20 protein-coding genes and 1 riboswitch are annotated in these 19,594 nt (G+C 54.4%); of the genes, 5 read left to right on the top strand and 15 right to left on the bottom strand.

Annotation, left to right across the window (positions count from 1 at the left end):
• Window positions 1-6: 6 nt before the first annotated feature.
• From EC843_RS19440 to EC843_RS19380, 13 genes are all read right to left on the bottom strand, one after another.
• Window positions 7-684: an energy-coupling factor ABC transporter transmembrane protein gene (locus tag EC843_RS19440; RefSeq protein WP_133522936.1), complete on the bottom strand. Its 678-nt coding sequence runs from the start codon at window positions 682-684 to the stop codon at window positions 7-9.
• Window positions 671-952: an energy-coupling factor ABC transporter substrate-binding protein gene (locus EC843_RS19435; RefSeq protein WP_064544084.1), complete on the bottom strand. Its 282-nt coding sequence runs from the start codon at window positions 950-952 to the stop codon at window positions 671-673. The genes EC843_RS19440 and EC843_RS19435 overlap by 14 nt, the downstream gene beginning before the upstream one ends.
• 2 nt (window positions 953-954) lie before the next feature.
• The gene (gene cbiM, locus EC843_RS19430) at window positions 955-1,686 is read right to left on the bottom strand and encodes a cobalt ECF transporter S component CbiM (protein ID WP_064544082.1); all 732 of its coding nucleotides are present in this window, start codon (window positions 1,684-1,686) and stop codon (window positions 955-957) included.
• Between the two features lie 113 nt (window positions 1,687-1,799).
• The gene (locus EC843_RS19425; protein WP_064544079.1) at window positions 1,800-2,507 is read right to left on the bottom strand and encodes a cobalt-factor II C(20)-methyltransferase; all 708 of its coding nucleotides are present in this window, start codon (window positions 2,505-2,507) and stop codon (window positions 1,800-1,802) included.
• Entirely contained in the window at window positions 2,504-3,298 is a 795-nt protein-coding gene (locus EC843_RS19420; protein ID WP_064544077.1) for a sirohydrochlorin cobaltochelatase, read from the bottom strand. The genes EC843_RS19425 and EC843_RS19420 overlap by 4 nt, the downstream gene beginning before the upstream one ends.
• Before the next feature lie 28 nt (window positions 3,299-3,326).
• A complete protein-coding gene (locus EC843_RS19415) occupies window positions 3,327-4,052 on the bottom strand; it encodes a precorrin-3B C(17)-methyltransferase (RefSeq protein ID WP_133522899.1) in 726 nt (241 codons plus the stop codon).
• Window positions 4,053-4,079: 27 nt separating this feature from the next.
• Window positions 4,080-4,853 (bottom strand): cobalt-precorrin-4 methyltransferase, encoded by a 774-nt coding sequence (locus EC843_RS19410; RefSeq protein ID WP_064544073.1) that lies wholly within the window; start codon window positions 4,851-4,853, stop codon window positions 4,080-4,082.
• Entirely contained in the window at window positions 4,846-5,415 is a 570-nt protein-coding gene (locus tag EC843_RS19405; protein WP_064544071.1) for a decarboxylating cobalt-precorrin-6B (C(15))-methyltransferase, read from the bottom strand. The genes EC843_RS19410 and EC843_RS19405 overlap by 8 nt, the downstream gene beginning before the upstream one ends.
• Complete coding sequence (gene cbiE, locus EC843_RS19400) at window positions 5,405-6,010, bottom strand: precorrin-6y C5,15-methyltransferase (decarboxylating) subunit CbiE (protein WP_133522898.1); 606 nt, start codon at window positions 6,008-6,010, stop codon at window positions 5,405-5,407. The genes EC843_RS19405 and cbiE overlap by 11 nt, the downstream gene beginning before the upstream one ends.
• Window positions 6,004-7,140: a cobalt-precorrin-5B (C(1))-methyltransferase CbiD gene (cbiD, locus tag EC843_RS19395; protein ID WP_064544066.1), complete on the bottom strand. Its 1,137-nt coding sequence runs from the start codon at window positions 7,138-7,140 to the stop codon at window positions 6,004-6,006. The genes cbiE and cbiD overlap by 7 nt, the downstream gene beginning before the upstream one ends.
• On the bottom strand, window positions 7,140-7,769 hold the full coding sequence (locus tag EC843_RS19390) for a cobalt-precorrin-8 methylmutase (protein ID WP_064544105.1): 630 nt from the start codon (window positions 7,767-7,769) through the stop codon (window positions 7,140-7,142). The genes cbiD and EC843_RS19390 overlap by 1 nt, the downstream gene beginning before the upstream one ends.
• Before the next feature lie 10 nt (window positions 7,770-7,779).
• The gene (gene cbiB / locus EC843_RS19385; RefSeq protein ID WP_064544065.1) at window positions 7,780-8,739 is read right to left on the bottom strand and encodes an adenosylcobinamide-phosphate synthase CbiB; all 960 of its coding nucleotides are present in this window, start codon (window positions 8,737-8,739) and stop codon (window positions 7,780-7,782) included.
• Window positions 8,736-10,115 (bottom strand): cobyrinate a,c-diamide synthase, encoded by a 1,380-nt coding sequence (locus tag EC843_RS19380; RefSeq protein WP_133522897.1) that lies wholly within the window; start codon window positions 10,113-10,115, stop codon window positions 8,736-8,738. Before EC843_RS19380 ends, cbiB begins: the two co-directional genes overlap by 4 nt.
• Before the next feature lie 95 nt (window positions 10,116-10,210).
• Window positions 10,211-10,386: riboswitch (cobalamin riboswitch) on the bottom strand.
• Window positions 10,387-10,820: 434 nt separating this feature from the next.
• On the opposite strand from EC843_RS19380, the gene EC843_RS19375 reads away from it, so the two are divergent.
• Complete coding sequence (locus tag EC843_RS19375; protein ID WP_064544060.1) at window positions 10,821-11,687, top strand: GHMP kinase; 867 nt, start codon at window positions 10,821-10,823, stop codon at window positions 11,685-11,687.
• Between the two features lie 847 nt (window positions 11,688-12,534).
• Here EC843_RS19375 and cobD read toward each other — a convergent pair.
• Window positions 12,535-13,611, bottom strand: a complete 1,077-nt coding sequence (gene cobD, locus EC843_RS19370; protein WP_133522896.1) for a threonine-phosphate decarboxylase CobD — start codon at window positions 13,609-13,611, stop codon at window positions 12,535-12,537.
• A 14-nt stretch (window positions 13,612-13,625) separates the two neighbouring features.
• Window positions 13,626-14,396: a uroporphyrinogen-III C-methyltransferase gene (gene cobA, locus EC843_RS19365; RefSeq protein WP_133522895.1), complete on the bottom strand. Its 771-nt coding sequence runs from the start codon at window positions 14,394-14,396 to the stop codon at window positions 13,626-13,628.
• Between the two features lie 676 nt (window positions 14,397-15,072).
• On the opposite strand from cobA, the gene glmS reads away from it, so the two are divergent.
• The 4 genes from glmS to EC843_RS19345 are packed head-to-tail and all read left to right on the top strand — an operon-like array spanning window position 15,073 to window position 19,594.
• Window positions 15,073-15,504, top strand: coding sequence for a methylaspartate mutase subunit S (glmS, locus tag EC843_RS19360; protein ID WP_064544048.1), 432 nt, complete (start codon window positions 15,073-15,075; stop codon window positions 15,502-15,504).
• Entirely contained in the window at window positions 15,504-16,892 is a 1,389-nt protein-coding gene (gene glmL / locus EC843_RS19355) for a methylaspartate mutase accessory protein GlmL (protein ID WP_064544046.1), read from the top strand. Before glmS ends, glmL begins: the two co-directional genes overlap by 1 nt.
• Window positions 16,893-16,907: 15 nt before the next feature.
• Window positions 16,908-18,353, top strand: coding sequence for a methylaspartate mutase subunit E (locus tag EC843_RS19350; RefSeq protein WP_064544044.1), 1,446 nt, complete (start codon window positions 16,908-16,910; stop codon window positions 18,351-18,353).
• Window positions 18,353-19,594 carry a methylaspartate ammonia-lyase gene (locus EC843_RS19345; protein WP_064544043.1) on the top strand — a complete coding sequence of 414 codons (1,242 nt, stop codon included), beginning with the start codon at window positions 18,353-18,355 and terminating at the stop codon, window positions 19,592-19,594. Before EC843_RS19350 ends, EC843_RS19345 begins: the two co-directional genes overlap by 1 nt.

Genomic DNA, 19,594 nt, shown 5'->3' with positions numbered 1-19,594 from the left:
CTGTCCTTAGAGGTGAAAATCACCCTGATACAATTTGATATCCAGCACCGTCACCATTTGCTGATAGCGCATCATCACGCGGGTAAACAGCATTCCGACCAGCATCGCAAACGATCGATACCCCAGCGGCAAACTGCGATAACCAAAGCGCAGCGTCTGCGCACGGTGGATAGCCAGCGCCTCCTCCAGCAAGATAAAAATAAAGCGCCAGGTCAGCAGGATCTGTTCGGTCATTAACCTCGGCACCCGCGCACGCTGCAGCAGCACAATCAGCTGCGGGAAAGGCAGATTGAGGACCAGCCAGAAGGTCGATGCCAGCGCCGCCAGGCTGCGCCAGACAGTCGCATTCGCCATCAGCAATCCGTCATGGCTGATGCCAATCCAGACGCTGCCAACCGGCACACTCCACAACAGCTCCGTCGATTCGCGGCTGATGCTAAACAGGATTGTCACCACCCCCACCAGCAAAAAACCAAACGGCAGTGCCATCCACCGGCACCAGCGCCACAGCGAAATACGCAGTAACCAGCAGGTGAACGCCGCGACCAGCACCAGCAAACAAACCTGGCCGAGCGGTGGCAAGGCAAACGCCAGCACCATCATCGCCAGCCACAACCAGAATTTGCGCACCGGTGAAACGTGGTACCAGCGACTTTGGTAGCTGAGTCTGTCAAGCCCGGTCAGTTGCACGTTGTCTGCCTTTCCAGTAACCGAAGATGTAGAAAATCACCGCCGCACCAAAAGAACCCTGCAAGGTAAACAGCAAGCTTTCTATTTCACCGCTTGCCGGTTCATACAGCGGCTGGAACCACGGTTGGTAATCCGGAGCAATAATCTGGATCTGGCTTTCCGCTTCACCGTCGGAACCGCCATATTCACCGTTGTGGTCAATGAAGAACGGCAATATCACCAGTGCAATCACCATCGCGAGCAAAACTATCGTCTTTTTCATCGTTAATGCTCCTGTGCCGTGATCAAATTACGTTTCGTGATTTGGTCATAGATCAATACCGTCAGCAGCCCTTCCGCTATGGCGATCGGGATCTGCGTCAGGCAGAAGATACTCATGAACTTAAGCGTCGATCCGCCCATGCCCGCCTGCGAGTCGGGAAACGCAACGCCCAACTGCACCGAGGTCACAAAGTAAGTGGTGAGATCCGCCAGCATAGCGCATAAAAACACCCCGACATCTCGACGTAACCCTGCGCGGCAAGCCAGCTTCCACACCAGATAACCGACAATCGGCCCCGCCACCGCCATCGATATGCCGTTAGCGCCAAGCGTGGTCAAACCGCCGTGAGCCAGCAGCAGTGACTGGAACAGCAACACCACCGCGCCGAGGATTGCCACCACACCGGGCCCGAACAAAATCACCGCTAGCCCAACGCCGGTAGGATGCGAGCAGCTTCCGGTTACCGACGGAATTTTCAGCGCCGAGAGCACGAAAACAAATGCGCCGCACAGCGCCAACAACACTTTCTGGTTGCTGTCTTCCGCAACAATCTGGCGCAGGCGCACCAGGCCATACCACAGGCACGGTAGAAACAGCAGCCACCAGGCCAGCGCCCACATCGGCGGTAAAAAACCTTCCATAATGTGCATGGCAAACGCATCTTGCGGCACGATGAGCAACAGCATTCCCATGCCGAAGCCGCTTAGTGAGAGTTTTTTCAGTAACGATTCCATGATTTCCCCTTCAGCATTGTTGTCGGATGACGCAGCGCTTATCCGACCTACGTCTACGTCATTGGTTTGATTTTGTCGGGGGGATAAGCCGCAGGCGTCATCCACCGATTCAGCTAATTACGCCACTGCTTGTTCACCAAAATGGTCGAAAAATACGGCAACTCCTGGTCATCCGGCACCTCTCGCAGGTTTCGCCAGCATTGCTCGTTCGGCAGTGTCGCTTCGGCCATCATCAACGCGTTATCCAGCAAATTCGCTTCCTGCAACAGGCACTTAATTCGCGCAAAACGGCCATACACCTTCATTAAGACCAGGCTGTCATGCCGCTCCAGCGCCTGGCGAATCTCGTCCTCCGGCGAGGTACAAGAAATCACCGCCAGTGATTGCGACTCCATCGCCAGCGGCGTTCCAGAGCGTGAAGCAATCGCCGCAAAAGAGGTCACGCCTGGGATAATTTCCAGCCAGTCAGGATGCGGCAACCGCTTGAGTAAAAAGACCCAGGTGCTGAACAACATGGCATCGCCGAGGGTAATAAAGCCGACGCGTTTTCCCGCCTCAACTTCGCGGTACAGTTCGGCGGCAACCGCATCCCATACCGCTTCTTTTTCGGCACTGTCCGCGCTCATCGGGAAATGGCGGCAACAGACTTGCGTGTGCTCACCGAGATATTCGCGCACGATAGAAAGCGCCAGGCTATCGCCGCCTTTACGTCCGGCGGGGGTGTACAGCACGTCCAGCGTGGCAAGTACCCGCGACGCGCGCACCGTAATTAAGTCGCTCGCCCCAGGGCCGGTGCTAATTGCGTAGAGTTTTCCGCTCATGCTGCCTCCTCCATTGAACCTTTAATCGCCTGCTGTAAATGTGCGACGAACATCGCGCGCACCGCCGGGTTTTCACCCAGTCCCTGCAACCACGGTGTCGCGGGAATCCCCGCAGCGCAGAACTGTGATTTCCACGAATCGTCTTCATCAGACGCCATATCGTTGATGGCGTGGTCACCTGCCACCAGCATGAGCGGCATCAGATGAACGGCGCGCACGCCTTCGGCCAGCATGTTGTCAATCAGTTGCCCGACTTCCGGGTAACTTTCCACCGCACCAACTCGTGCGAGCATCTGCTGTGCCTTCATCATGTGATCGAGACATGCGTAAGCGGCGAAAGCGTGATGGCTGGCACCGTGACCCATAAACACCACTTCTTCCCGTTCGCCCAGCGCAGGCATTTGCAGGCGTAAAGCCGCCATCAGTTGCGAATAATCAGCGAAGCTATTGAGTAACGGTGCGCCAATCACCAGGCGCGCAAACAATGGCCGCATCACCTGCACTTCATGGACGATCTTTTCGTACTCATCGCCGTTGATGATGTGCAACGACTGAATAGCCACATCCTGATAACCCAGCTCTGCCAGCTTGCGCAGCGCCTGCAGTGGCGTATCGATATGAATGCCATCACGCTGTTTTAACTTGCGGATGATCATCCCTGAGGTGTAGGCACGGAACAGGCAGCGATCAGGGCAACTGGCAGCCAGGTCGCGTTCACACGCCACAATATTTTTCTCACCGGTGTCGTGATGGCTGGTGCCAAAACTCACCACCAGAAGCGCTTTTTTCATGGTTTAATCCTTTTGTTTCAGCCAGGCGTCACAACGTGTAACCACGCGGGGTGATCATCAGCCCTTGCTCGATATAGGTTGCGTGGTTGCCGACAATCACCAGGCTGGTCATGTCCACTGGTTCAAAATCCATCTCGCCGAGTGTGGTGAGCCATTTCTGTTGTTTTTTGCGCCCGGCTGACTTCACCACGCCTACTGGCGTCTGGGCGCTTTTGCTACCGGAAAGCAGTTCAAAAGCCCGAGCCAGATGCCCTTCGCGGCCACGGCTGCGCGGGTTATAGAAGCAGATGACAAAATCGGCTTCGCCCGCGGCGATGATGCGTTTTTCAATCACCGCCCACGGTGTCAGCAGATCACTGAGGCTGATGTGGCAAAAATCGTGCATCAACGGCGCGCCAAGCAAAGATGCGGCGGCGATGCTCGCTGTCATGCCGGGAATCAACCGCACTTCCACATCCAGTTTCTGTTTGCTGACCAGCTCAAGCACCAGCCCAGCCATGCCGTAAATACCGGCATCGCCGCTGCTAATCAGCGCCACGTTGCGCCCGCTTTGCGCCAGCTCAATCGCCGCCTGACAGCGTTCAATTTCCTTGCACATCCCTGTTTTGATCACTTGCTTGTCGCCGGTGAACGCCTTCACCAGATAGGTGTAAGTTTTATAACCCACCACGATTTCAGCAGCCTGCAACGCCTCTACGGCTTCGAGGGTCATCATGGCCTGCGAGCCAGGGCCAATCCCAATTACGGTTAACATCAGTGTGAAACTCCCAGTGTGATTAACTCAGGCTTTGCGGTATTCATGGCTGAAATCCGCGGCATACAGGCGTGAATAGTGAAACTCTTCGCCGAGGAATGCGCCGACCAGAATCAGCGCGGTTTTGCGGATCCCCGCGTCACGGACTTTGTCGCCAATATCCGCGAGGGTGCCGCGTACGGTCATGCTTTCCGGCCAGGTCGCTTTATAGATAACCGCCACTGGCGTCGAAGCCGGATAGCCGCCTTCAATCAGCCGTTCGGCGACGCGGTGGATGCGTTGCACGGAGAGGTAAATCGCCATTGATGTCTGGTGGCTGGCGAACAGTTCAATCTGCTCGAGCGGCGGCACAGGCGTGCGCCCTTCCAGGCGCGTGATAATCAGGCTTTGCGAAACCTCAGGCACCGTGTATTCAACACCCAGCTCCGCCGCAGCCCCCAGGAAAGCACTGACGCCCGGCACCACTTGCCACGGGATACCGCGACGGGCGAGGACTTCGCCTTGTTCGCGCACTGAGCCATAGAGCGACACATCGCCGGTTTGCAGGCGCACCACCGTTTTACCGGCCTTAATCCCTTCTTCCATCAGGTCGATAATTTGCGTCAGATGCAGTTGCGCACTGTCGTGGCACTGCGCCTCTTTCGGGCAATAGTCCAGCAGCTCAGTGTTGATAAGCGAACCGGCGTAAATCACCACCTGCGCCTCTTGCAGCAAGCGGTAGCCTTTGAGCGTAATCAGTTCGCGGTCACCTGGCCCCGCACCCACAAACCAAACGCTGCGGGGATCAAAAGTCTTAGCCATGATTCTTTTCCTTCTGGCAGGAAATCATAAAAGTGGGGTTATTGGGTTTGAAGTAATGCCCGCATCCCAGTGCGGTTAACTCGGAAATCTGTAGTTGCAGGCAATCAAAATCGTGCATGCCGCGGGAGGAAAGATGATCCAGTGCGGTGGTGAGGTTTTCCTGAAGGATAAACGTCAGCACCAGCCGCCCTTGCGGGTTGAGCTGCTCCAGCGCCCAGTCAATTAACTCCGTCAAGTTGCCGCCACTGCCGCCGATGAAAATCGCCTCGGCTTTTTCCCCCAACATCACCGGAGCTTCACCGGCGATAATCTCGATATTGCAGCAATCAAAATGGCGACGGTTTTCCGCCAGCAGCGTCAGTGCATCGGGGTTTCGTTCAATGGCCGTCACCCGCAGTTCAGGGTGGCTGAGCGCTGCTTCAATCGAGACACTGCCCGTGCCTGCACCAACATCAATAAAATGGCGGGCCTGATGCAACGCAAGCCTGGAGAGCGCCACGGTGCGCACCACTTCCTTGGTCATCGGGACTTTTGCCCCGCGTAAAAACAGTTCATCTTTCATTGAGGATCACCAGGACATTCATGTCGTACTGTGCAGTGACATCACAGGCGCGTAGCCAGTGGATGCGTTCGTTTTCCATTGCCAGGTTTTCACCGATAACCAGCCTGCGTTGCCCGGCGCCTCTGGCGACCAGCTCAGCGGCGATTTCTCGCGGGCCACACAATTTATCGGTCACCATCGCCACTTTGGGCTGGCGGACCAGGACTTCGAAATCGACCGTTCTGCCGTGGCTGCTGGTTAACCAGATGTCATTCATATCGATGCCGGTTTTCGCGCAAAGATATTGCGCCGCGCTGATCCCCGGGATCACCTTCAGGCGATCGACTCCAAAGTGCGCAACCATTCGCGTACCAATGCCATAAAACAGCGGATCGCCAGATGCCAGCACCACCACGCGGCGCGCGGTCTGGCATTCAATCCAGCTCAGTAAAGCGGCGATGTCGGCATCAAGTTGGCGCGTTTCACCGCAAAAATCGGGGAACTGCGCCAGATGGCGTTTCCCGCCAATCAGAATTTCAGCTTCGGCAACCGCCTGGCGGGCAGCGGGCGTCATCAGTTGCACGCCCGCAGGCCCCATTCCAACCACCGTCAGCATTGCAAATCCTCCGCTATCTCCTGCAACGGGCGGTTACTACCCAACAGTTGGTTATCAAAAGAAAACATCACGGCATCGCAAACGGGAGGCTGGCTGGTAAAACGCAGCGTCTGGGCAACCCGCAGACAAATACGTTCGGCAAGATGGTGATAGATGCGCTGGAAACCCCAGGCGTCAATGTGCTCTTGCGCCGCTTCGGTGGTGTCGCATTCGCTGACGGCAGCCAGCAATTCGTAAGGCGCGTGGAGCAATGCCAGATGGGCGACCAGTATTTCCATGCGCGCGTCGGCAATATGGCTGTGGGTATGGAATATTCCGGCGGCGACCTTAATCAGCTTCCCCGGATGCCCGACCAGCACGATCTGACGGAAGCCCAGGCGCACCGCTTCCGAAATCATGTAACCAACAAAGTTGCTCATGGTGACGATGGACTGGCTGTCCACGCCAAGCTGTTCGCGTACGAAACGTTCGCCATGATTGCCAGGCACCATCACGATGCGCTCCAGACCCGCTGCGCGTTTCAGCTCCAGTTCCAGCGCCAGAGAACGCTTCCAGCTCTCTTCCGACATCGGCGTCACAATGCCTGTGGTGCCAATAATCGAGATACCGCCGATGACGCCAAGGCGCGAGTTATAGGTTTTTTGCGCCCGTAGCTCCCCTTCAGGGGCGAAGATTTCCACCTGCGCACCACGCGACGGGCCAATCACTTCACGTACCGCAGATTCAATGGTCTGGCGTGGCGTACGGTTGATCGCGGCACTGCCGACGGGCAAGCCAATGCCTTTGCGGGTGACTTTGCCTACCCCTTCGCCGCCATGAAGGGTTATCTCGCCGGAATCGTTCAGCGCGACTCTGGCAAAAATCAACATGCCGTGGGTGGCGTCAATATCATCACCGCCGTCTTTACGGATAGCGGCGATCGCTTGCTGCCCTTCGATTTGTGGCGATTCAACATTCAGGCACAGCGTCACGCCGGAAGGCGTGGTAATAGAAACCTGATGAATCAGGTGCTGGCGTAATACCATCAGCGCCGCGACTTTTGCCGCCGCCGTTGCGCAGGAGCCGGTGGTATAGCCTTTGCGTAACGCTTTTCCGTTATGCCACACCGGTGCCTCGAAGGATTCGCTCATCACGCCTCCCGCAGGTGATACAGCACGGCGTTGACGATGGCGGCGGCGACATTACTACCGCCCTTACGCCCGCGTGCAGCAATGGCCGGAAGGTCGCTGGCAATCAGCGCATCTTTCGACTCTTCGGCGCCGACGAACCCGACAGGAACGCCAACCACAGCACGCACCGGAGTCGCCTTTTCCAGCAAGCGGAACAGTGCGGTTGGCGCGTTACCAAAGACAAAGATCTTTTCGCCTTCTTCTTGCATCGCCAGATCAACCGCCGCCATAGAGCGCGTGATCGCCAGTTCTTTCGCCTGGTGGACAACGTGGGGATGGCTGATATAGCAACGGCACTCGCCACCGAAACTGGCTAACAGCGTTTTATTGATCCCGGAAAGCGCCATCGTGGTGTCAGTGTAAATCGTGCAGCCGCTGCGCAACGCGGCGCACAAGTTGTCCAGCGCATGTTCGGAAAACCATAAAATATCCAGCCAGTCGAAATCGGCGGTGGTATGGATAACCCGTTTAATCACCGCCTCGTGCAGCTCGCTGGCAAAACGGTATTCTGGCCGGGTTTCCCGGACAATCTCGTCGATAATGACGAAGCTTTTGGCTTCAATCGCTTGTGGTTGTTGTATGTAATTCATCATATTGCCCTCAGACCGCTCCAGACCAGATAACCCGCGCCAGCGCAAACAGCAGCAGCGCCAGCGTGGAAGCCACCCACATCAATTGAATCGTTGCTGAAATATCGCCAACGGCTATCTCGCGGGAAGCCTCTCCGAGCCAGGGTTTGTCCATCCGTTGCCCGAAGTATTCATTTGGCCCGCCGAGACGAATACCTAACGCCCCTGCCACCGTGGCCTCCGACCAACCGCAGTTGGGGCTGCTGTGGTTGTAGCGATCGCGCCAGCCAATACGCAGCGCGTCGATGGCATTGTTGCGGCACATCCACGCGGCAGCGCTCAGCAATAACCAACTGATACGCGCCGGAATGAAGTTGGCGAGGTCGTCCATTCGCGCACTAACCATGCCGATTGCACGGTATTTTGGGTGTTTGTAGCCGACCATCGAATCCAGCGTGTTGACGGCTTTGTAGGCCATAGCCAGTGGCGCGCCGCCGAGCAGTAAAAAGAACAGTGGTGCTATCACGCCGTCCACGGTGTTCTCCGCAACGGTTTCCACTACCGCGCGATTGATTTGCGGCATTTGCAATTGGGAAGTGTCGCGCCCGACAATCCAGGCGAGTTTTTTGCGGCTTTCCTCGAGATTGCCCTCACTTAACGGCAGCTCCACGTCACGCGCGGCGTCATCGAGGCTGCGGGCAGCAAGCACCGTGAAAATCATCCACACTTCGACAATCCAGCCCAACCAGGGGTGAATGGCATTGGCAAAATGCAGCAGCCCCCACGCCACGCCGAAGGTGGTGCCAACCACGCAGAGCCACATCAAACCACCGCCGATGGACAAGGCCGCTTCGCTACGGCAGTAACGCCGGACGATACGTTGTGCCAACGCTGTCAGTGCGCCAATCCAGCGCACCGGATGCGGCCAGTGGTGAGGGTCGCCCAGCAGACGATCCAGAATCCACGCCACCGCCCAGGCCAGGAGTGTCATTTCGCTCTCCAGGCTGCACTTATCCAGCGATTAAGCAGCGTGGGACGCTGGGCAAAATGAATATGCAGATAGCTGGCGAAGGTATTTCCCACCTGCCAGCCACCCGACCACGCCTGTAAAACTGCGCCGTCGCGGGTTTTGCTGCACGCCATCACCGCAGGGATTTGCGGCGTAAATTCAGAATAATGAAACTCGTGACCACGCAGCGTTTCGCCTGTGTCAGCCAGCAAGGTGGGCGCCAGCGCCCGGCTTTCGCAGTAGCCAAAGCGGGTTAATTTTTTGCCCATCGCGCTATGGCCGGGAATAGCGCCGACCATCGGATAAGTCGCGCCGTGGCTGTCTTGTAGCGAACTGCCGAGGTACATCAAGCCACCGCATTCGCCATAAATCGCCACGCCTCGTTGGTGGGCTGCGAGGATTTGAGCGCACATGGTGTGGTTCGCAGACAGCTTTTCGGCGTAGAGTTCCGGATAGCCACCGCCGAGCCAAATCATCTGACATTCCGGTAACTGGCTGTCATGCAGCGGGCTGAAGCGCACGATGCGCACGCCAGCACGCTCAAGAAGAGAAATGTTATCGGGGTAATAGAAGTTGAACGCCTCGTCATCAGCCAGCGCCAGCGTTAACCCTGCTCCGCTGCCGGCGGCTGGCAGTTCAGGCCACGCCCCTGAAGGGAGCGCATCACAGACGCTGAGTGCCAGCAACTGGTCGATATCCAGCGTTTTTTCAAGCTGGCTGGCGAAGTCTGCCCAGGGTTGTGAATTGACGACCGACTCGCGTGCGGTGACCAGCCCCAAATGCCTTTCCGGTAACGAAACCCCTTCAACACGGGGAACGTAGCCCAACACCGGCACGCCGCAGTAGCGTTCAATAGCGCTTTTCAACAACTGATAATGGCTTTCGCTATTCACGCGGTTGACGATCACGCCCGCCAGCTTTAATGCGGGGTCAAAATGTTGAAACCCCATGACCGTCGCGGCAATCGACGTCGAAACAGCTTTCCCATCGACCAGCAGAATCACCGGGCAGTTCAGTTGCTTCGCCATCCCTGCGGTGCTGCAATAATCAGGACTGATGCCGTAGCCATCAAACAGCCCCATCACGCCTTCAATCACCGCCACATCCGCATGCTGCATACGTTCGGCAAACAGCGCATTTAACGTGGCAACCGGCAGCATAAAACGGTCAAGGTTCAGGGAGGCAGTCCCGGTCACGGCGCTATGCCAGCCAGTATCAAGATAGTCAGGGCCAACTTTGCAGGGTTGTACGCGCAATCCGCGCTGTGTGAGGAGGCTAAGCAAACCCAGCGTAACCGTGGTTTTGCCACATCCGCTGGAAGTGCCTGCAACAATGAATGTCCTTTTCCTGGCTGCCATACCCCAATCCTGTTCTGGGCGGTACGGGTGCCAGGATGTGCGTTGACCCAGTCTTGCGACTCGACGCTTCTGAGCAACCCACTTCCCACCGAAGTTGTTGTTTTTAGCTAACAGACTGGTCTTCTGGCTTAGCGTCACTCTCACCCGTCCTTCCCAATCTTACGATCAGTGGTATCACGGGTTCGTCAGCATCACAGCAGCGGGGGCTGCGGGGGATTTAAACCCCCTTCCCAACCACACAATGTGGTGTATCTATTAGCATTGCAGTTAACCGCGTATGCCGTAAATTCACTGTTGCGCATACGTGGAAACATAATTTAAGAATTCTGTTGAATATCGCCAAATAAAAACTCGACACAGGTTATAGCGCCTAAGAAATTAAATTATTGCGCTACGACAATTTATCAGACCAATTAAATTTGCTTACTTTGACACGCCCCACAATTAATTACCTTTTCGTAAAGCAATAACAAAACCTCACTTTTAAATGAAATAACCCCTTACACCAAATAGACAAATAAGTTCATGAAAATAAATCATATTAATATGAAAATAAATCAAAGCCATATTATTAGCGCGCAGATATAACATCTTTATTCTTTTTACCGCCATGGCTGATTAAGCTATATTGTGGAAAATCAATAAATCCTATAAAGCGCCATGTCACTATCGCGCAGATATAATTGAGTGAAAAAGGTGGTCAATGTGGCAGTAGCTCAGTGTCCTGCATCCTGTGGCGAGCTTATCCAGGGGTGGATTGTTGGCGGCGAAAAGCTGGTGTCGTGTCCGGTGGACTGGTACAGCACCGTTGAAGTCACCACTGGCGCTCCGCTAGCAAGCGAACTTCCTCTGTCGCGCGCAATGGTGAAACAGCTGCTGGCGCACTGGCAATATCCCGCAGAGTTGAGCCGTGAAATACGCATTGAGCGCCACTCGACGATTCCGCTCGCCAAGGGAATGGCCAGTAGCACCGCAGATATCGCCGCCACGGCGCTCGCTACCGCGAGTTATTTAGGCCGTGAACTCAGTGAACAAGCACTGGCGGCGCAGTGTGTTGCACTCGAACCCACCGACAGCACTATTTTTCGCAGCCTGACGTTGTTTGACCATAACAAAGGTGCTACGCGCATCGCCTGTGACTCGCAACCGGCGCTGGATCTGCTGGTGCTTGAAAGCCCACTGACTTTGCGGACCGCAGATTATCACCGCATGGAAAGAAACACGTTGCTGCAACGGCATGCCCCTGAACTGGAAACAGCCTGGGGGAAAATTCAGCAAGCGTGCGCGCAGAACAACCCACGTTTGATGGGTGAAGCCGCCACGCTTAGCGCCGTGGCGAGCCAGAATATTTTGCCTAAACCGGAATTTAACGTCTTGTTATCACTGGTTGAAGAGTGCGATCTCTACGGTATTAATGTCGCGCACAGCGGCAGCGTGGTGGGGTTGTTGTTAGACCGCAACAAGCATGATGTAGAGCGGGTGATAGGGCTATTGACGGAAAAACGCTTAACTCCACACTGGCCGATGCATCACTTGTTGAAGATGGTCGAAGGCGGCGTGGCCTTGCTGTGATCACCGTTAATGGTGTCGGATGACGCTGCGCTTATCCGACCTACGGGATAGCCGTTGTATGGGGACAAGCGTCAGCGTCATCCACCAGTTACGCCGAGGGTGACGGAGGTCGCTGCGCTTATCCGGCCTACGGGATAGTCGTTGTAGGGGGGATAAGCGTCAGCGTTATCCACCAGTTACGCCGAGGGTGACGGAGGTCGCTGCGCTTATCCGGCCTACGGGATAGCCGTTGTAGGGGGGATAAGCGTCAGCGTCATCCACCAGTTACGCCGAGGGTGACGGAGGTCGCTGCGCTTATCCGACCTACGGGATAGCCGTTGTAGGGGGATAAGCGTCAGCGTCATCCACCAGTTACGCCGAGGGTGACGGAGGTCGCTGCGCTTATCCGGCCTACGGGATAGTCGTTGTATGGGGGATAAGCGTCAGCGTCATCCACCAGTTACGCCGAGGGTGACGGAGGTCGCTGCGCTTATCCGGCCTACGGGATAGCCGTTGTAGCGGGGATAAGCGTCAGCGTCATCCACCAGTTACGCCAAGGGTGACGGAGGTCGCTGCGCTTATCCGGCCTACGGGATAGTCGTTGTAGGGGGGATAAGCGTCAGCGTCATCCACCAGTTACGCCGAGGGTGACGGAGGTTGCTGCGCTTATCCGACCTACGGGATAGCCGTTGTAGGGGGGATAAGCGTCAGCGTCATCCACCAGTTACGCCGAGAGTGACGGAGGTCGCTGCGCTTATCCGGCCTACGGGATAGCCGTTGTAGGGGGGATAAGCGCCAGCGTCATCCACCAGTTACGCCGAGGGTGACGGAGGTCGCTGCGCTTATCCGACCTCTGGAGAGGTTTCACTTATGAATCAGGCGTTAATATCTGGCTCAGCGCCTGAATCAACTGCCGGTTTTCATCTTCGCGACGAACGGCCACCCGATAGAAATGGCTATCAAGCCCCGGATAATTTTCACAGTGGCGAATAAGAATACGCTGCGCTAACAGCGCCGATTTCAGGTTAATGTGTTGATGGGTACATTTGAAAAACAAGTAGTTGGCGGTAGGTTGCCAGACCACCAGTGACGTAAATTGCTTCAGGGCGTGCCATAAATATTCCCGCTGGCGGGCAATATATTGGTGGCTCAAATTGATGTAATCGTCATCAGTCAATAAGTGCTGACCCACGAGTGCAGCAAGCCCATTTATCGACCAGGGCTCGCGGTTATCTTTCAGATGACGAATAGTCGCCCGGTTACCACTTAGCAAATAGCCAAGCCGCAGACCCGGAATGGCAAAAAATTTGGTCAGCGAACGTAACAGGTAGAGATAATTCGAATGCACCAAACGCGCAGCCAGGCTTGATCCTTGAGGAAGAAAATCAATAAAAGCTTCATCAACAATCAGCGCTATCTGGCTCGTTTCACACAGTTCTGCCAGTTCATTTAACAGCTGCGCGTCGGGCATCAACCCTGTTGGATTATTCGGCGTGGCAATAAACAGGCAGTCAGGCCGTTGTTGACGAACAGCTTCTAGCAGCTGTTGATCGGGCTGAAAACCCTGTGACTCTTCTAAGCGATATTCAATTACCCGACAACCCTGCTGCGCCAGCGCCCGGCGGTATTCCGCAAAACCGGGCACCAGAAGCATGGCGCTGCGTGGCGATAACGCGCGCACCAGGCCGTAAATCAGTTCCGTGGCACCATTACCGGCAATAACCTGTTCAACATCGCAGTGATTGGCCGACGCCAGCGCCTGATGAAGGTGACGATATTCAACATCCGGATAGCGCTCAATAAGTTCCAGATGAGTAGTGATGAGCGACTTAACTCGCGCAGATAAACCCAGCGGATTGATATTGGCACTGAAATCCAGCAGAGCTTCTGGCGCAATACCGAGCTGTTGGGCGATTTCGACACTATTCCCACCATGTTCACTCATTGGCCGCTCCCGCATTAGCAGACCATTTCCTGGATCTCTATCTGGGTGGCCGTAAACGCTAACACGTCATGCAGATTCACCACCTCACCGATAACAATCAGTGCCGGGGCGTGAAGTTGCTGACGCTCAACTTCCAGATGAAGGGTGGCAAGTGTTCCCCGCGCCACTTGCTGGCGTGCCTGGCTGGCGTACATCACCACCGCAGCTGGCGTGTCTGCTGACTTTCCACCGGCGATGAGTTGCTGGCAAATTTCGCTCAGGCGGGTCATTCCCATCAGGATAACCAGCGTGCCGTCGAGCTGCGCAAAGGCATGCCAGTTTTGCGGGTCATTCCCCTGGCACATATGGCCGGTAATGATATGGAAACTGGAGGCGTAATCACGATGCGTCACCGGGATCCCCGCGTACACTAAGCCGCCAATCGCGGAACTGATGCCAGGTACCACCTCGAATTTCAACCCTTCTTTGGCCAGTTCTTCCACTTCTTCCGCACCACGGCCAAAAACATACGGGTCCCCGCCTTTTAGACGGACAACCTGTTTGTTCATGCGGGCATATTCCACGAGGATGGCATTAATTTCTGACTGAGGAATCGGGTGGTGATTGGGGTTTTTACCAACGTTAATAATGAGACAGTTTTTTGGCGCCTGTTTTAATAGTTCAGGGTTAACTAACCGGTCGTGAACAATCACTTCTGCGTGACGGATCGCATGTAATCCTTTTACGGTAATTAAAGAAACATCACCGGGGCCAGCACCAACAAGCCAGACTTTCCCTTCATTCATAGAATCATCCTAAATGGTCAGTATTAAAATTAACGGCAACATCGTAATTTGGCGCTTAAATTCACGCACATTATTCAGGAGTCTTCTTTAAAAATACTTGATGGGCTTCTCATTATTTATTGAGTTTAAAGAAAGATCTCATACGCAAATATCAAAAATCGGCAAATAGAGACTGATGATTAATTTAATTAAGTCTGTTTGCTGCCGACACAGCAAATTAACACATCAATATTAACATCTTATTAACTAAAAAACCCATAATCACCTGACACCTATTTATATAGCACCTGCAGTACACACTTAATAAATAAAAAACCGTTAAGCAATTCACACTTTTATTTATAGAGCCTTCTTAATTAATTATTATTCATGAATGCATTTAGATTAAACACAAAATAAGATTCAGATCACAAACATGAAAACACACCTGTTCACCATTATAATTAAAATAATAAAAACCCCAGAAAAAATAATCATAACACACTGATATTAAACATTATTTATAAAACACACTTCACAACAATCATTTTTAGAAAGATATTCTGAAAATAGATCAATTGCTTCAATTACATCAGACAAAGAAACTCCAGCTCAGTTAAAAGGCGCAATCAGCCTGCGCAATAAATAATAGCAATAGCTCTTACTTTCTGATTATCAGCCCTACAGAGGATTATTAATGAAAAAATCAACACTTGTTATTGGCGTCATTGGTGCTGACTGCCATGCGGTAGGCAATAAAGTTTTGGATCGCGTTTTTACTGCCCATGATTTTCGCGTAATCAATCTTGGGGTGATGGTGAGCCAGGATGAATATATCGATGCTGCTATCGAAACGGGTGCCGATGCGATTGTGGTGTCGTCAATTTATGGCCACGGTGACATCGACTGCCTCGGTCTGCGCGAGCGTTGTATTGAACGCGGTATCGGCGACATTCTGCTGTACGTTGGCGGCAACCTGGTGGTCGGCAAGCATGACTTTGGGGATATCGAGACCAAGTTCAAAGAGATGGGCTTTAACCGCGTCTTTGCCCCAAGCCACGATCTTGAAAGTGTTTGTTCTCTGATAACAAACGACATTGACCAACGCTGCCTTGAAGAGGCCATCTGATGCAAATTGTCTCTGTCGACATCGGCTCGACGTGGACCAAAGCAGCCCTCTTCGCTCGGGAGGGGGATGCGTTAACGTTGGTGAACCACGTCCTGACCCCAACCACAACGCACCACCTGGCTGACGGTTTCTTTGCCAGCCTGAATCAGGTGCTCAATGTTGCCGATGCTCGCCCACTGCTCAACAGCGGTGAAGTGACGCTGAAATACTCCTCATCTGCGAAAGGCGGTCTTGCCGTTGCCGCAATGGGGCTGGTGCCGTCAATCACCCTGGAATCCGCGAAAGTCACCGCCCACTCAGCAGGGGCGAAAATCGCGCAGTATTACTCGTACAAGCTGAATCGCCACGACATCAAGGCGCTGGAAACCACACCTCCCGACATTCTGCTCTTTGCCGGTGGCACCGACGGTGGGGAAGAAAGTTACGGCCTGGCCAACGCCCATGCGCTGGCAGAGTCAAACCTGGATTGCGCCATTATCTACGCCGGTAACCGCGACATTCAGGACGATGTGCAGACGATCCTCGGGCATAAAGATCTGACCACGGTAGACAACATTCTACCGGATCTCGATCACCCGAATCCGTATGCCGCGCGGCAGGCGATTTGCGATCTCTTTTTATCACGGATCGTCAAAGGAAAAGGCCTGGACGTCATCGTCGGGGAAACGGGTGAGGAGCCGATGCCGACTCCGTGGACCGTTTATGAACTGGTGAAAGCGATCAGCGATTCCGACAGCTCGTGGAAGGAGTTCATGCTGATCGATATGGGTGGCGCGACCACCGATATTTACTCCACCAGCAACAATACCCTTTCTCCTGACACCGTGTTGCACGGCGTGCCTGAACCCTTCGTCAAACGCACCGTAGAAGGTGATTTGGGGATGCGTGTCTCGGCCATGGTGGTCGGCGAAAGCACCAGGGAACTGGTGAACGTGCTCTTCGCGCATCAGCCGCAACGCCAGGAAGCTTTTTATCGCTATCTGCAACATCTGGTGGCGCATCCCGATTATCTGCCGTGTAACGAGGAAGAAAAATATTTCGACACCGTACTGGCAGGGTTGTGTGTCGGCTACGCCAGCGAACGTCATGCGGGCACCAAAAAACAGGTGTGCACCTGCGTGGGTAGTGTCGATTTGCAGATGGGACGTGACCTGACCACCGTTCGTCGTGTTGTCGGGTCCGGCGGATGGCTTTCACGCGCCAACCGGTTCGACATCCACAACTGGATGAAATACCGCGAACTTGACGATGACGGCAGACGCATTCTGCTCCCCACCCAATTTGAATATTACCGCGATTCAAAAGGCTTGTTACCGCTGCTGGCAAACGTCGCCAGGCTTTATCCGCAGCTCGCCGCTCGCACCAGCATTCAATGTTTAACCCTATAGATAAGGCAGCAACGAATGGAACTCCGTAATAAAAAGTTAACCCATGATGAATTCATGACCGAACGGCACCAGGTTCTTCAGACCTGGCATACCGGTAAGGACGTTGAAAACTTTGAAGATGGCGTGAAGTACCAACAAACAATTCCTGAGAAAAAACGCTTCTCTCACGCTCTGCTGAAAGCCGATCAGGAAGGCAAAACCCTGAGCCAGCCACGTGCAGGCGTGGCATTAATGGATGAGCACATCGAACTGCTCAAAACGTTGCAGGAAGAGTGTGACCTGCTGCCTTCCACCATTGATGCCTATACCCGTCTGAACCGCTACGAAGAAGCCGCCGTCGGGATTCAGAAATCCATTGAAGCCGGGACGTCTAAGCTGAACGGCCTGCCGGTCGTCAACCACGGTGTGGCTGCCTGCCGTCGTTTGACCGAAACGCTGGAAAAACCGCTGCAAATTCGCCACGGTACGCCGGATGCACGCCTGCTGGCAGAGATCTCCATGGCCAGTGGCTTTACCAGCTACGAAGGCGGCGGCATCTCCTACAACATTCCTTACGCTAAGCGCGTCACGCTAGAAAAATCGATCCGTGACTGGCAGTACTGCGACCGTCTGATGGGCCTGTATGAAGAACATGGTATTCGCATTAACCGCGAACCGTTCGGCCCGCTGACCGGCACGCTTATCCCGCCATTCATGTCGCATTCCGTGGCGATCATTGAAGGTTTGCTGGCGCTGGAACAGGGCGTGAAATCTATTACCGTCGGCTACGGCCAGGTGGGAAGCCTGACTCAGGACATCGCCGCGATTCAGTCGCTGCGCGAGTTGTCTCATGAGTATTTCCATAACTACGGCTTCGACGATTACGAGCTGAGCACCGTATTCCACCAGTGGATGGGTGGCTTCCCGGAAGACGAAGCTAAAGCCTTCGGCATTATCTCCTGGGGTGCGGCGGTAGCGGGTATGTCCGGTGCCACTAAGGTGATCACCAAGAGCCCACACGAAGCCTTCGGTATCCCTACCGCGGCGGCTAACGCCCAGGGTCTGAAAGCTTCACGCCAGATGCTCAACATGGTCAGCGACCAGAAATTCCCACCATGCCCTGCCGTCGATCAGGAAGTGTCTCTGATTAAGAGCGAAGTGCGTGCCGTGCTGAAGAAAGTCTTCGAGCTGGGCAATGGCGATATTGCTCGCGGTACGGTGCTGGCCTTTGAAGCAGGCGTACTGGATGTGCCATTCGCTCCGGCTTCCTGTAACGCAGGCAAAATTTTACCGGTGCGCGATAACTATGGCGCCATTCGTATTCTTGATGCCGGAGCGGTTCCGCTGCCGGAAGACATTCTGGCCCTGCACCACGATTACGTCGCAGAGCGCGCGCAATTCGAAGGCCGCAAACCTTCATTCCAGATGGTTATTGATGACATCAACGCTGTATCCCACAGTAAATTAATAGGAAGACCATGATGAAAATTAAACAAGCGCTTTTCACCGCAGGCTACTCCTCATTTTATTTTGACGATCAACAAGCTATTAAAGACGGTGCCGGACATGACGGCTTCATCTATACCGGCGAACCGGTCACGCCAGGTTTCACAGCGGTGCGTCAGGCGGGGGAATGCGTTTCGGTACAACTGATTCTTGAAAATGGTGCGGTTGCCGTCGGCGACTGTGCGGCAGTGCAATATTCAGGGGCGGGTGGCCGTGACCCGCTGTTCCTGGCGGCAAACTTTATTCCTTTCCTCAACGACCATATCAAACCGTTGCTGGAAGGCCGCGATGTCGATGCGTTCCTGCCGAATGCGCGCTTCTTCGACACGTTAATGATCGACGGGCATCTGCTGCATACCGCTGTGCGTTATGGTCTTTCTCAGGCGCTGCTCGATGCCACCGCGCTGGCAACCGGCTGCCTGAAAGCGGAAGTGGTCTGTAATGAATGGCAGTTGCCATGCGTTCCGGAAGCGATTCCATTATTCGGCCAGAGCGGCGATGACCGCTATATCGCGGTCGATAAAATGATCCTTAAAGGTGTGGATGTCCTGCCGCATGCGCTGATCAACAACGTGGAGCAGAAGCTCGGTTTTCACGGTGAGAAACTGCGTGAATATGTGCGCTGGTTGTCTGACCGCATTCTGAAACTGCGCACCAGCGAGAAATACCAACCGACCCTGCATATCGACGTCTACGGCACCATTGGCCTGATTTTCGATATGGACACGGTGCGCTGCGCCGAGTACATCGCCAGCCTGGAAAAAGAAGCACAGGGCCTGCCGCTGTACATTGAAGGTCCGGTGGATGCCGGTAATAAACCGGATCAGATCCGCATGCTGACCGAGATTACCCATGAGCTGACTCGTCTGGGTTCCGGTGTGAAGATCGTCGCCGACGAATGGTGTAACACCTATCAGGATATCGTTGATTTCACCGATGCGGGCAGTTGCCACATGGTGCAGATCAAAACCCCGGACCTGGGTGGCATTCACAACATCGTTGACGCCGTGCTCTATTGCAACAAACACGGTATGGAAGCCTACCAGGGCGGTACCTGTAACGAAACCGAGATCAGTGCTCGCACTTGCGTACACGTGGCGCTAGCCGCTCGTCCAATGCGTATGTTGATAAAGCCTGGTATGGGCTTCGATGAAGGGCTCAATATTGTGTTCAACGAAATGAACCGCACTATTGCGCTGTTGCAGACAAAGGATTGA

Origin of the sequence: Buttiauxella sp. JUb87, from assembly GCF_004361975.1 — a bacterium.
In the GTDB taxonomy this organism is placed as follows: domain Bacteria; phylum Pseudomonadota; class Gammaproteobacteria; order Enterobacterales; family Enterobacteriaceae; genus Buttiauxella; species Buttiauxella ferragutiae.
The sequence above is the reverse complement of the archived record's forward strand: the minus strand, read 5'-3'. Positions and strand labels throughout refer to the sequence as shown.